Origin of the sequence: Gemmobacter aquarius, from assembly GCF_003060865.1 — a bacterium.
In the GTDB taxonomy this organism is placed as follows: Bacteria; Pseudomonadota; Alphaproteobacteria; order Rhodobacterales; family Rhodobacteraceae; genus Paragemmobacter; species Paragemmobacter aquarius.
On the sequence record NZ_CP028918.1, the window covers coordinates 1960490 to 1972988 of the forward strand.

The 12499-nt window shown below is 64.6% G+C and carries 13 protein-coding genes; all 13 read right to left on the reverse strand.

All coding sequences use genetic code 11. The features are described 5' to 3' along the window. Positions 1-56: 56 nt before the first annotated feature. Entirely contained in the window at positions 57-1187 is a 1131-nt protein-coding gene (gene lpxB, locus HYN69_RS09410) for a lipid-A-disaccharide synthase (RefSeq protein WP_108437127.1), read from the reverse strand. Next, positions 1184-1984 (reverse strand): LpxI family protein, encoded by an 801-nt coding sequence (locus HYN69_RS09415; RefSeq protein WP_108435518.1) that lies wholly within the window; start codon positions 1982-1984, stop codon positions 1184-1186. Before HYN69_RS09415 ends, lpxB begins: the two co-directional genes overlap by 4 nt. Further along, positions 1981-2778: an acyl-ACP--UDP-N-acetylglucosamine O-acyltransferase gene (lpxA, locus tag HYN69_RS09420; RefSeq protein WP_108435519.1), complete on the reverse strand. Its 798-nt coding sequence runs from the start codon at positions 2776-2778 to the stop codon at positions 1981-1983. The genes HYN69_RS09415 and lpxA overlap by 4 nt, the downstream gene beginning before the upstream one ends. Beyond that, positions 2775-3299: a 3-hydroxyacyl-ACP dehydratase FabZ gene (fabZ, locus tag HYN69_RS09425; protein ID WP_108435520.1), complete on the reverse strand. Its 525-nt coding sequence runs from the start codon at positions 3297-3299 to the stop codon at positions 2775-2777. The genes lpxA and fabZ overlap by 4 nt, the downstream gene beginning before the upstream one ends. Before the next feature lie 108 nt (positions 3300-3407). After that, positions 3408-4004 carry an OmpH family outer membrane protein gene (locus HYN69_RS09430; RefSeq protein WP_108435521.1) on the reverse strand — a complete coding sequence of 199 codons (597 nt, stop codon included), beginning with the start codon at positions 4002-4004 and terminating at the stop codon, positions 3408-3410. Then, positions 4004-6313, reverse strand: a complete 2310-nt coding sequence (gene bamA / locus HYN69_RS09435) for an outer membrane protein assembly factor BamA (RefSeq protein ID WP_108437128.1) — start codon at positions 6311-6313, stop codon at positions 4004-4006. The genes HYN69_RS09430 and bamA overlap by 1 nt, the downstream gene beginning before the upstream one ends. Before the next feature lie 156 nt (positions 6314-6469). Continuing rightward, on the reverse strand, positions 6470-6613 hold the full coding sequence (locus tag HYN69_RS20990) for a hypothetical protein (RefSeq protein ID WP_174213614.1): 144 nt from the start codon (positions 6611-6613) through the stop codon (positions 6470-6472). An 80-nt stretch (positions 6614-6693) separates the two neighbouring features. Continuing rightward, on the reverse strand, positions 6694-8031 hold the full coding sequence (rseP, locus tag HYN69_RS09440; RefSeq protein ID WP_108435522.1) for an RIP metalloprotease RseP: 1338 nt from the start codon (positions 8029-8031) through the stop codon (positions 6694-6696). Between the two features lie 5 nt (positions 8032-8036). Then, positions 8037-9221, reverse strand: coding sequence for a 1-deoxy-D-xylulose-5-phosphate reductoisomerase (dxr, locus tag HYN69_RS09445; RefSeq protein ID WP_108435523.1), 1185 nt, complete (start codon positions 9219-9221; stop codon positions 8037-8039). Between the two features lie 4 nt (positions 9222-9225). Further along, on the reverse strand, positions 9226-10032 hold the full coding sequence (locus HYN69_RS09450) for a phosphatidate cytidylyltransferase (RefSeq protein WP_108435524.1): 807 nt from the start codon (positions 10030-10032) through the stop codon (positions 9226-9228). Then, positions 10029-10706: a polyprenyl diphosphate synthase gene (gene uppS / locus HYN69_RS09455; RefSeq protein ID WP_108437129.1), complete on the reverse strand. Its 678-nt coding sequence runs from the start codon at positions 10704-10706 to the stop codon at positions 10029-10031. The genes HYN69_RS09450 and uppS overlap by 4 nt, the downstream gene beginning before the upstream one ends. 157 nt (positions 10707-10863) lie before the next feature. Next, complete coding sequence (frr, locus tag HYN69_RS09460; protein ID WP_108435525.1) at positions 10864-11430, reverse strand: ribosome recycling factor; 567 nt, start codon at positions 11428-11430, stop codon at positions 10864-10866. 154 nt (positions 11431-11584) lie between these two features. Beyond that, on the reverse strand, positions 11585-12319 hold the full coding sequence (gene pyrH, locus HYN69_RS09465; protein ID WP_108435526.1) for a UMP kinase: 735 nt from the start codon (positions 12317-12319) through the stop codon (positions 11585-11587). Positions 12320-12499: the final 180 nt, after the last annotated feature.

The following is a 12499-nucleotide window of genomic DNA, read 5'->3' on the forward strand; positions in this document are numbered from 1 at the left end:
CGCTTGGCCGCTGGCGGAGCGGGGGTTTCACACCCCCGCGCCCCCGTGGGATATTTTCAGACAGAAAATGCGGGCAGGTGGGCGAGGACCGAGCGGGCGGCGCGCAGGCCCGGAGCTTCGCCGCCTTTGCCGAGGCGGTGCATGGTGGTTCGCATCGCCTCGGCTTGGGATTCGGGGTTGGCGATGAGGGCGAGGACGGCCGTAGCGATGCGGTCGGCGGTGGCGTCGGGGCCGATGAATTCGGGGACGCTGCGGGTTTCGGAGACGAGGTTGACCAGCGTCACCGTGTCGATCAGGGCCGCGCGGCGCATCAGCCATAGGGTGACGGGGTTCATGTCGTAAGCGATGACCATCGGGCAGTCGTTGGCGGCGAGTTCCAGAGAGACGGTCCCCGAGGCTGCGATGGCGACGGTGGCTGCGGCGAAGGCGCCGCGTTTGCGGGCGGGGTCGGTGATGATTTCCGGCTGGACCGGCCATGTGGCGGTCAGCTCGCGCACGAGGGGTTCGACGTGTCGCACGGTCGGCAGGGCCACGCGCAGGTCGGGGTGCTGTGTTTGCAGCCGCGCGAGGGTTTGGCCGAGGATGGGCGCGAGGCGGGTCACCTCGGCCTTGCGTGATCCGGGAAGGGCGAGGATGAGAGGGCCGGTTCCGGTGAAGGCTGCGCGTTCCCCGGGTGTGGCGAGGGGGTCGGAAACGACCGGATGGCCGACGAAATCGCAGGTCATGCCCGCGGCCTGCATATAGGGCGGCTCGAAGGGGAGAAGGGCCAGCACATGGTCGATGTGGCGGGCCATTTTCGCTGCGCGTCCGGGGCGCCATGCCCAGACCGAGGGCGCGACGTAGTGGATGGTGCGGATCTCCGGGCGGGCGGCTTTGACGATTGCCGCGACCCGCAGGCCGAAATCGGGGCTGTCGATGGTGACCAGCGCATCGGGGCCTGCGTCGATCACGGCTTGGGCGGTCTGGTGAATGCGGCGCTTTAGGGCGCGGTATTTGGGGATGATCTCGGCCAGCCCCATGACGGAGAGTTCCTCCATCGGGAAAAGGCTGGCCATGCCTGCTGCCTGCATCTCGGGGCCTGCGACCCCAAGGAAACGGGTGGCGGGTTCGAGTTGCAGGAGGCCGCGCATCAGGGCTGCGCCAAGGCGGTCGCCGGAGGGTTCCCCGGCGACGAGGAACAGGGTCAGGCCGTCCGCGCGCACAGGAAAAGACCGTGGCGGTTGGCGGTTTCGATCATGGCGGGCAGGTTCAGGGTGATCACGCCGCCCGCTTCCCATACGATACCGCCGAGGCCGGCTTTGGCCGCGTTCTCCACCGTGTCGGGGCCAAGGGTGGGCAGGTCGATCCGGCGGTCTTGCAAGGGTTTGGGGGCTTTGTAGAACAGGCCCTTTGCGCCTGCGGGGCGCAGGTGGGACAGGGCGGCGACCGAGGCGAGCATGGCATCGGTGCCCGACAGGGTTTCGACGGCGAGACAGAGGCCCTGTTGCACCACCGCGCCCTGCCCCACGTCGACGCGGCCCAAGGCGGCGGTGATGGTGGCGGCGCGGATGGCGTCAGACTCGTCGCGGGGAGTCATCGCTCCGGCGTAGAGGCCTGCGGCGGGGACGAGGGCGGGGGCAATGTCGGGCACGCCGGTTATGGCGAAGCCGGCTTCCTCGAAGATCGCCAGAACCTCGCGCAACGTCGCATCATCGCCCTGCCCCATCGCGGCCAGAAGGCGCGGGACGATGGTGGCTGTGGCGGGGTCGAAAAGTGCGGGGTCAAGGCGCGGGCGCTGCACTGCTCCGGCGAAACAGACGCGGGTGACGCCTGCGTCTTCGAGTTGGCGCAGGAAGGGCATCAGCCGTTCGACGCGGAAACTGGTGTCGGGTGTCACGCCAGCGGGCATGAAACCGTCGAGTGCGGCCATATAGGGGCGCTGCGGCAGGGCTGCCACCAGCGCGGCGGGCAAGGCCCCTGCCCCTGCGATGAGGGCGAGCGTCATTTCGGCGTCAGGAAAGAGCGGTCCGAGGCGGCGAGGATGAATTCGGTCATCTCGCGCACATGGATGCTGTCGGTTTCTTCCTGCAGGCGGCGGGCGCGGTCCAGAAAGGTACCCTCGCCCTGTGCCAGCATCTGGTAGGCGGCGCGCAATGCGGTGATGTCGGCGCGCTCGACGCCGCGACGTTTGAGACCGACGAGGTTCAGCCCGTCCAACTCTCCGCGCGGGGCCTGCACGAGGCCGTAGGGGATCACGTCATTCGTGACCATGGTCACGGCACCGATGATCGCGCCGCGTCCGATGCGGACCCATTGGTGCACGCCGGACAAGCCTCCGACGATGACATCATCGCCCAGCACGCAATGGCCCGCGATGGCGACGTGGTTCACAAGGATCACGCGGTCGCCGATCCGGGCATCGTGGCCGACATGCGCGCCGGTCATGATAAGTACATCGTCGCCGACGCGGGTGATGCCGCCGCCCCCTTCGGTGCCGAGGTTCAGGGTTGCCGCCTCGCGGATGCGGCAGCGTTTGCCGACGATCAGGCGGGTTTTCTCGCCCTTGTACTTCAGGTCTTGCGGCACCTCGCCCACGGTGGCGAAGGGGAAGATCACCGTTTCATCGCCGATCTCGGTCCAGCCTGTCACCACGGCGTGGCTTTTGACCACCACGTTTTCGCCCAGCGTGACATCGGGACCGATCAGGCTGAAGGGGCCTACCGATGCGCCTGCGCCGATGGTCGCCCCGTCTTCGATCACCGCCGAGGGGTGGATGCGGGCTGTCGGGTGGATGGTCATGTATCGGCCTTGTCAGCCTTGGGGTCAGCCTTGGGGTCAGCCTTGGGGTCAGCCTTGGGGTCAGCCTTGGGCACATCGAACATGGCCATGAAGGTGGCTTCGCAGGCGAGTTCGCCTTCGACCATGGCGCGGCCTTCGAATTTCCAGACTTTGCCGCCGCCGCGCAGGGCTTTGACATGCAGTTCGAGCACGTCGCCCGGCACGACCTTGCGGCGGAATTTGACGCCGTCGACGCCCATGAAGAAAACCTTGGCCTGTTTGTCGACGAGGTCCATGGTCAACCCGACGAGAATGCCGGAGGTCTGCGCCATGGCTTCGATGATCATCACACCCGGAAAGATCGGCATGCCGGGAAAGTGGCCGGTGAATTGCGGTTCGTTGATGGTGACGTTCTTGATGCCGACACAGCTTTCGCCGACGATGATGTCGCGCACCTTGTCGACCAGAAGAAAGGGGTAGCGGTGCGGGATGATCCGCTGGATCAGATCGAGGTCCGCGCTAAGGGCTGCGCCGTTTGTCATCGAAATCTCCTTCAATCTGTCCCTGCATGACCCGCTTTCGGGCCGGTGCCACGCCTTGGGGCGCTGTATGGGCAAGTGACTAGCAACTTGGGCCGGACGAGACAAGCATCAGGGCTTCGGCTTGGGTTCCGGAGAGGGTGCCGTGGTTGGAGGCCCGTCACCCGTGCCGAGGACGGTGTCGATGCGGGCGATTGCGGTATCGGTCACGTCGATGCCGCGCAGCGACAGGATAATCGAATTCTTGTCGAAGATCGCGACCGCGCCGCTGTCGCGCATCAGATCGCCAAGCACCGGAATCGCGGCTTCGAGGAAGCGTTGCTGTTCGGCCTCGCGCTTGGCGGCGATGGTGCGGGATTTGGCTTCCTGGGCGGAACGGATCCCTTCTGCCTTGGTGTCGAAATCCCTGGCAAGGATCTGGAACCTGTCGGCGGGCAGCGTGGCGCGGCGGTCGGTCAGGTCGCGTTCTTCGGCTTCGAGCGCCTTTTCCAGCCGCAGGTTTTCGGCAATCAACGCGTCGCTATCGGCCTTGAAGCGCGCATCGACCGCCTTGCCGAACAGGGTTTCGGCAAACAGCCGGTCGCGGTCGAGGGTCAAAATCGGTGATGGAATTTTCGTCAAAGGAGCGGGGGGCGCATCCTGCGCCCCTGCCCCGAGTGTGGTTGCCGCGATAAGAAGCGCGGCCAGACGCAACGCCGCGCCGCGCATCAGAACTTGGTCGAAATGGTCAGGTCGAACGCCTGTTCCTTGTCGTAATCCTGCTTGACCAGCGCCTTGGAGAAGTTAAAGCGCAACGGCCCGAGCGGCGTGTCCCAGAACACCGAAAAGCCGAGCGACGAGCGCAGATGCAAGCCGTCATCCACAGCGCCCGGCCCATTTGCGGTGGTGCCACCATCGAGGTCATCGAGGCTCCAGACCGAACCGATGTCGAGAAACAGACCGCCGCCGATCCCGTATTCTTCGGGCAGGCCAAGCGGGAAGTCGGCTTCGAAACGGGCCACGGCAAAGAGGTTGCCACCGAGCGCATCCTGATTCTCGGCCACGAGGTCGCGCGGGCCGATACCGTTCGATTCGAAGCCGCGGATCTTGCCGTTGCCGAAGAAGCGGTCGGTCACACGGCTGGGATTGTCGCCCAGCATGGCGAGTGCACCGCCTTCGAAGATGGCACGGACGGTGACTTCTTCCTTGAATATCTTGTTTTCCGCCAGCGCCAGGCCGCTGGTCAGGATATAGCTTTCATCCCCGCCGAGGCCCGCGAAATCCTGACTGAAGCGCAGCAGTACGCCGCCCTTGGGGTTCACGCCGCTCACGCGGGTGTCGTAGCTGAAGGTGTAGCCGATCGAGCTGGTGGTGATACCCTCGCGGGCGGCATCGCGTTGCAGGATGAACGAGCTTGTGGGTTCAACACCGCTGAGCGTGGTCTGGCCGATGGTAAAGCGGGTTTCCAGACGGCCGAGTTCGCTGACCGGGAATTCGAGCGAGGGCGAGAGCGAGAATGACTGCGTGTCGTAGGCGGCGTTCTGGCTGCTCGTCTCGCGGTAGGCGGTCGAGAATTTCAGCGTGACGTCGCGGCCAAGGAACGCCGGCTCGGCGAACGAGAAGCTCGCGGCGTTCGAATCGGTGCCGCTGGTGACGTTGGCCGAAACTGCCTGCCCGCGTCCGAGGAAGTTCGGTTCGGAAAAGCCGATGTTCAGGCCGACACCGTCGGACACCGAATAGCTGGCACCGAGCGACAATGAGCCCGTCGGCTGTTCGACGACATCGACGTTGACCACGACCTGATCGGCGCTGCTGCCCGGTTCGGCATTGACCTGCGCGTCGCTGAAATATCCGAGCGCGCGGATGCGTTCGGCCGATTGGCGGATTTCGCGCGGGTTGAAGGGGTCGCCTTCGACGGTGCGGAACTGGCGGCGGATGACCTGATCGACGGTGGTGGTGTTGCCTTCGATGTCGATGCGTTCGACGAAGACCTTTTCCCCCCGCACGAGGGCGAATTGCACGTTCAGGATGCCGCCCCGTTCGTCACGGATGATGCGGGGTTCGACGCGCACGAAGTTCAGCCCCTTGCGAAGTGCAAGGTTTTCCATGCGGGTCACGTTGTTGTCGATCAGCGCAGGCGACCATGTTTCGCCGCTGCGGATGCGTTGAACGGCCTCGAATTCGGCGGTCTCGACGTTCGGGATTTCCGAAACGGTGCTGACGGTGCCGATGTTGAAGGACTGTCCTTCGCGGATGCTGAAGGTCACGAAATAGGCGTCACGTTCGCGGGCGATGTCGCTGGATGCGTCAAGCACCTGCACGTCGGCATAGCCGCGCGACAGGTAGAAATCGCGCAAAAGCTGCTTGTCGACATCGATGCGTTCGGCAACGAAAGTGTCGCGCTTGATGATGGCGCGCAACAGACCGGCCTGTTTGGTGGAAAGCACCTGACGCAGGCGGCGGTCGGAAAAGGCGCGGTTGCCGTTGAAGGAAAGGCGCTCGATCTCGACGACCTTGCCTTCGGTGATCTCGAACACCAGATCGACGCGGTTGCCATCGCGGCGGATGATGCGCGGATCGACCGTGGCCGCGATGCGCCCGCCCTGACGGTAGGCCTCGGCAATGGCGGCGGCGTCGGCTTCGGCCTGGCTGGGCGAATAGACGCGGCGTGATTGCGATTTGGCGATGGTGGCGAGTTCTTCGTCCTTGAGGCGTTTGTTGCCCTCGAAGTTGACGATGTTGATCTGCGGGTATTCGACGACTTTGATGACCAGCGTGTTGCCCGAAGGGACGAGTTCGACGGATTCGAACAGGCCCGAGTTGACGATGCGCTGATACGCGTCGTTCAGCGCCGCGCCCGAGATTTCCTGACCGCGCCCGATCTTGGCGTAGGACAGTACGGTGGCGGTTTCGATCGTCGCGTTGCCTTCGACCTGAACCGACGAGAAGCTGTAGCTTTGCGCGAAGGCGGGCGAGACGACCGGAGCGGTCAGCGCCGATGAGGCAAGCATCGCGGCGACGAGCGCCGGACGCAGCATGCCGCGTTTGGACGCTTTGCGAACCCCATTGATCGTCTGCATGTCCCGGCCCCGCATTTCATACAAGTTGTTGTGTCTCTCACTAGCGGGAAGCGCGAGAGATGTCAAAAGGGCCAAGCCGGCTTTATGCCGCAAACACCCTTTTGCTGGCCGGATTTATGGCGCGACGCCAAGGATCATCGTGCCGATGAACGCACCGGCCAGCAACCCCGCGACCATGACGGCGGCAGAAAACATGCGGTCGGAGTTCAGGCCGACCATGAGAGACAAGCCACGGTATCCGCGTGCCAAGGTTTGCATTTCAGAAAACCCCCGATCTGACTATTCGACAGATCGGGTATGGGCAAAGATTGTGGCTGTATTTTGACCGCAGCGCGCAATCAGGGGCAGAAGATGTCGTTGCCGAGGGCAAAGACCATCAAACCGAGAATCACCGCCAGCCCGACCGACATCATCACATGCAGCACGCGCTGGGTCGGGGGTTTGCCCGCAACCGCCTCGTAGGCGAAAAACACCAGATGGCCACCATCAAGCACGGGGACGGGAAACAGGTTCATCAGTCCCACAGCGGTAGAAAGCATCGCGACGAACCAGATGAAGCTGGAAAACCCCATGCTTGCAGCCTGACCCGAGGTTTCGGCGATACCGAGCGGACCTTGCAGGTTGCACGACGATATCGCGCCCGTGATCATGTGCCAAAGGCCCGAGACCGAGGTATAGGCGATGGTCCAGCTTTGCTGCGCGCCGAGTTTGACCGCCTCGAACGGGCCGGGGGTGCGGGTTTCGGGGTCGAAGAACAACCCGCCCGACACGCCGATCAGCCAGCGGGTTTCAAAGCCGCCCTCGGCCAGTGGCAGGTCCATCCGGCGCGGTTGCAGTTCGGCGTCAAAGGTTGTTCCGGCGCGCCAGACCTGCAGTTGCAGCGGCTTGCCGTCAGAGGCACCGACCATGTCGCGCAACTGCGAAAAGGCGGTGATCGGGGTGCCGTTGACAGAAAGCACCACATCGCCCCGCTCCAGACCCGCTTCCTGTGCTGCGGAATTTCCGGCAACCGCATCGGCGAGCGGCGGCAAGGGGAAGGGCCCCGTCACGGTCTGTTCGCTGCCGTCGCGGCGGATGGTGTAATCGACCGTGGCCGAAGGCGGCAGGCCGGCGATCTGGTCCATGAAGCCGGAAAAGCCGGTGACGGGCTGGCCATCGAGGCCGATGATCGCATCGCCCGGTTTGACGCTGCGGGTTTCGGAGGGCATGGGTTTGAGCGTGCCGATCACCGGCATGTCGGTGGCGACGCCCTTGACCATGAAGAGTGCCGCGAAAATAGTGATGGAGAGCACGAAGTTGAACAGCGGCCCTGCCGCGACGGTAGAGGCGCGCGCCCAGAGCGGTGCGCCATGCATGGTGGCGCGACGGTCCTGGGCGGACATGGCGCCCAGATCGTCGGCATGACCCGCCGAGGCGGCGTTCGTGTCGCCAAGGAATTTGACGTAGCCGCCAAAGGGCAGTGCGGCCAGTTGCCAGCGCGTGCCACGCTTGTCGGTGCGTGCCCAGATCACCGGGCCGAAGCCGAGCGAGAACACCTCGGCATGGATGCCCGACCAGCGGCCGACGATGTAATGGCCGTATTCATGCACGAAAACGATGATCAAAAGCGCCAGAACGAAAGCCGCCACCGTGAAACCGAGGCCGCCGAAGCTGGGAATAAGGGTCGAAATATCCAAAAGCTCTACCTGTCCGTTTGCAATGTCTTGGCCAGTTCGTTGGCCCGCACCCTTGCCAGATGGTCCATGCCTAACACGTCCTCAAGGGTGGTGGCGGCATTTCCAAGGCCTGTCTCGGACGAAAGACGGGCAAGCGTGGCCTCGACAAGGCCGGCCATGTCGAGAAAACCCAGACGCCCCTCCATGAAATGGTCGAGAGCGATCTCCTTGGCAGCGTTGAAGGCCGCCCCCGACAGGCCGCGGATACGCATCACTTCGCGCGACAGGCGCAGCGCAGGAAAGCGTTCCGGATCAGGTGCTTGGAAGGTCAGGCTGCCAAGTTTGGCAAGATCGAGCCGCGCGACCGGCAGCGCCGCGCGGTCGGGAAAGTTCAGCGCGAAGCCGATGGCGTGGCGCATGTCGGGCGGGCCGAGATGCGCCATCACGGCCCCGTCGCGGAAACCGACAAGTGCGTGAACGATGCTTTGCGGATGGACCACGGCCTCGATCATGTCGGGGTCGAAGCCGAAATACTCGCGCGTTTCGATCAGTTCGAGCGCCTTGTTGAACATCGAAGCCGAATCGATGCTGATGCGGTTGCCCATCGACCAGTTCGGGTGCGCCTTGGCTTCGGCCACGGTCGCAGCTTTCAGCCGTTCCAGCGGCCAGTCGCGGAACGGCCCGCCCGAGGCGGTGATTATGACACGCTCGACCGCGGCGGTATCTTCGCCGGTCAGGGCCTGGAAGACGGCGGAATGTTCGCTGTCGACCGGCAGGATCGTTGCGCCGTGCTGACGGGCGGTGCCCAGAAGCAGCGCCCCTGCGGTGACAAGGCTTTCCTTGTTGGCCAGCGCCAATGTGCGCCCGTGGCGCAGCGCACGAAGACCCGGCACAAGGCCCGCCGCCCCCACGATGGCCGACATGGTCCAATCGGCGGGGCGGTCGGCGGCATCGGCGATGGCGTCGGGTCCGGCGGCGGCCTGAACACCGCTGCCCGCCAGCGCCTCGCGCAGCTCGGAGAGGCGCGCGGGGTCGGCGGTCACGGCGATTTCGGCGCGCAGGGTGCGGGCCATTTCGGCAAGGCGGGCGATATTGGCCGATCCGGTCAGCGCCACGGTGCGGAAGGCATCGGCCCCCCCTGCCCTGACGATCAGATCGAAGGTGCTTTCGCCGATGGAGCCTGTGGCCCCGAAGATGGAAATTGAACGCATGATGTCAGTGTATCGGCAAGGGCAGGATCAGCCCGATGAGCATAAGCGCGACGGTGGCCCCGATCAGCGCATCGAACCGGTCGAGCAGCCCGCCATGGCCGGGGATCAGGGCGGACGAGTCCTTGATGCCCGCACGGCGTTTCAGCCAGCTTTCGACGATGTCGCCAAGCTGGCCGGAAAAGGCGATGACAGGCGACAGCAGCAACACACCCGCGTTGCCATAGCCGCCAAGGTAGAACAAAAACCCCACCACCACCGACCCGATCCAGCCCGCAATGGTGCCCGACCATGTTTTCTTGGGGCTTACGGCGGGCCAGAATTTCGGACCGCCAAGGATGCGACCGGCGAAATAGCCCGCCACATCCGACACGACCACGACCGAGATCAGCCACAGGATCGCGCTTTGCCCGTTGGAAAAGCGCAACTCGACCAGCCCGTAGCCCGCGATCATGATGGCGGCGGCATAGGTGGCGGCAATGCGGCGGTCGCGGCGCGGCGTCAGCGCCAGCGCGAGGGACGGGATCAGCAAGGCGGCGGTGGCCAGATCACCGCGCAGCAGGATCGCCCCCAGAAGGGCAAAGCCGCCCACCAGCGCCATCGCAAGCGGCGTTTTGCGGCGGGCGGGCGAGGTGATACGGGCAAGTTCCCAGATCATCCCGCCGGTCAGAAGGATCGCAAGCGCCGCGAACGAGCGGCCACCAAGCCAGATTTCGGCAGCACCAACCGCCACCATGACTATGGCAGACAGCACGCGGGGGCGCAGGTCGGCCCATCTGTTCGGATCGGGCGGGGCTTGTGTCGGGGGGATCATGCCTGCTTCACGCCTCCGAAACGGCGGTCGCGCGCGCCGAAGCGGGCGACGATCTCGGCCAGTTCATGCGCGGTGAAATCGGGCCAGAGCGTGGGGGTGAATTCGTATTCGGCGTAAGCCGTCTGCCAAGGCAGGAAGTTCGAGGTCCGCGTCTCGCCGCTGGTGCGGATCACCAGATCGGGATCGGGCAGGCCCGCGGTGTCGAGGCGCGCGGTGATCGCGGCATCGGTCACTTCGGCAGCGGTAAGGCGGCCTTGGGCGACATCGAGCGCAAGGGCACGCATGGCGCGGGTGATCTCGTCGCGGCCGCCGTAGTTGATCGCCACGGTAAAGGTCAGGCGGGTGCCGTTTGCGGTGCGCTCTTCGATCCCTGCCATCATGCGCTGCAATTTGGGGTCAAGCCGCGAGCGGTCGCCGATGAAGCGCAGGCGCACGCCTTCGGCCAGCAGACGGTCGGCCTCGCGGTCGATGTAGCGGGCAAAGATCGCCATGAGGCCAAGAACTTCTTCGGTCGAGCGTTTCCAGTTCTCGGTCGAAAAAGCGTAGACGGTCAGATAGCGGATGCCGAGGTTCGGGCAGGCGCGGACGATCTCGCGCACGCGCTCGGCCCCGCGACGGTGGCCGACAAGGCGCGGCCAGCCGCGCGAGGTGGCCCAGCGGCCATTGCCGTCCATGATGATCGCCACATGCGCCGCGGGGCGAGGCTGGTGGTCCGGTTCTGTGCTTTTGGCCTTTGCCAAACCTGCTCTCCCGCCGCGCTTTACCTTGGGGCGACGAATTTTCTGCGAAAATTCCCGCCCTGCCCTAACGTCGCCCTGCTGCGCCGGGGCGTCAGACCTGCATGATCTCGGCCTGCTTCTGCTCCAGCTGTTTGTCGACGGCGGCGATGGCCTTGTCGGTCAGCTCCTGCACCTCGTCGGCGTACATCTTCTGGTCATCCTCGCCCAGGCCGGCGGTCTTGGCCTTCTTGATCTGGTCCATTCCGTCGCGGCGCACGTTGCGGATCGCGACCTTGGCGCTTTCGGCGTATTGCGCCGCGACCTTGGTCAACTCTTTGCGGCGCTGCTCGTTCAATTCGGGGATCGGCAGGCGGATCAGCGGGCCGTCGGTGACGGGGTTGATGCCCAGACCCGACTCGCGGATCGCCTTTTCGACCTTGGAGATCATGCCCTTGTCCCAGACGTTGATCACCACCATGCGGGGTTCGGGGACGTTCACGGTGCCCATCTGGTTGATCGGCGTCATCTGGCCGTAGGCATCGACCTGGATGTTGTCGAGCATCTGTGCCGAGGCGCGCCCCGTGCGGAGCGAGGCGAATTCAACCTTGAGCGCCGTCATCGCGCCATCCATGCGGCGCTGGATCGCGTCGAGGTCAATTTCGAGATCGTCTTGCGACATGTCGGTCTTCCTTCATCCGGTCCGCGGCGCGACAAAGACGTCGGGCCGCAGTAGTTTCCTTGCTCTATAGCAGAGCGAAGCCCGCGCGGAACAGGTTTCCTGACGCTTGGCGCAACTTGCCCGTAGGGTGGGTCATTGACCCACCCACCCCGCTTTAGCCCTGCACACGGGTATAGGTGCCCTCGCCGCGCAGGATGCCGCGAAAACCGCCGGGTTCGTCGAGCGAGAAGACGATGATGGGCAGGCTGTTGTCACGCGCCAGCGCGATGGCCGAGGCATCCATGACGCCGAGGTGCTTGGCAAGGCATTCGTCGTAGCTGACGGTGTCGTAGCGCTTGGCGTCGGTGAATTTCTTGGGGTCTTTATCATAGACACCGTCGACCTTGGTGCCCTTGAAGATCGCCTGACAGGCCATTTCGTTGGCGCGCAGGGTGGCAGCGGTGTCGGTGGTGAAATAGGGGTTGCCGGTGCCTGCGGCAAAGATCACCACGCGCTTCTTTTCCAGGTGGCGCACGGCGCGGCGGCGGATGTAGGGCTCGCAGACCTGATCCATCGGGATGGCGCTGATGACACGGGTAAAGACGCCAAGGCCTTCGAGTGCGGATTGCATGGCCAGAGCGTTCATTACGGTGGCGAGCATGCCCATGTAATCGGCGGTGGTCCGCTCCATCCCCTGCGCCGAGCCTGCGAGACCGCGGAAGATGTTGCCGCCGCCGATCACCATGCAGATCTCGACGCCCATTTCCTGCACCGATTTCACTTCGGAGGCGATGCGCTGCACGGTCGGGGGGTGCAGGCCGAAACCTTGGTCACCCATAAGCGCCTCGCCCGATATCTTGAGCATGACGCGGCTGTATTTGGCCGATGGCTCAAGGACCGGTTTCGACATGGGAGACCCCGCTTTATGCAATATGGTTTGACTGGGCCGCAAAATGTATGAAAACGCGGGCGGGTTCAACCTGTGAACGGCGGTTCGGTGGCAAAGACCGGGGAGGCCGCGTGCCCTCCCCGGACCCCACCCTTGGACAAGCACCTGCTGAATTCGGGGCAAGACGAAAGGGGCGCGAGG

What these genes read in the sequence shown, in the direction of transcription:
- HYN69_RS09415 (WP_108435518.1), bottom strand. Translation starts at nt 1,984, where the DNA reads ATGACGCTCGCCCTCATCGCAGGGGCAGGGGCCTTGCCCGCCGCGCTG.
- lpxA (WP_108435519.1), bottom strand. Translation starts at nt 2,778, where the DNA reads ATGACCATCCACCCGACAGCCCGCATCCACCCCTCGGCGGTGATCGAA.
- fabZ (WP_108435520.1), bottom strand. Translation starts at nt 3,299, where the DNA reads ATGACAAACGGCGCAGCCCTTAGCGCGGACCTCGATCTGATCCAGCGG.
- HYN69_RS09430 (WP_108435521.1), bottom strand. Translation starts at nt 4,004, where the DNA reads ATGCGCGGCGCGGCGTTGCGTCTGGCCGCGCTTCTTATCGCGGCAACC.
- bamA (WP_108437128.1), bottom strand. Translation starts at nt 6,313, where the DNA reads ATGCTGCGTCCGGCGCTCGTCGCCGCGATGCTTGCCTCATCGGCGCTG.
- HYN69_RS20990 (WP_174213614.1), bottom strand. Translation starts at nt 6,613, where the DNA reads ATGCAAACCTTGGCACGCGGATACCGTGGCTTGTCTCTCATGGTCGGC.
- dxr (WP_108435523.1), bottom strand. Translation starts at nt 9,221, where the DNA reads ATGCGTTCAATTTCCATCTTCGGGGCCACAGGCTCCATCGGCGAAAGC.
- HYN69_RS09450 (WP_108435524.1), bottom strand. Translation starts at nt 10,032, where the DNA reads ATGATCCCCCCGACACAAGCCCCGCCCGATCCGAACAGATGGGCCGAC.
- uppS (WP_108437129.1), bottom strand. Translation starts at nt 10,706, where the DNA reads ATGGACGGCAATGGCCGCTGGGCCACCTCGCGCGGCTGGCCGCGCCTT.
- frr (WP_108435525.1), bottom strand. Translation starts at nt 11,430, where the DNA reads ATGTCGCAAGACGATCTCGAAATTGACCTCGACGCGATCCAGCGCCGC.
- pyrH (WP_108435526.1), bottom strand. Translation starts at nt 12,319, where the DNA reads ATGTCGAAACCGGTCCTTGAGCCATCGGCCAAATACAGCCGCGTCATG.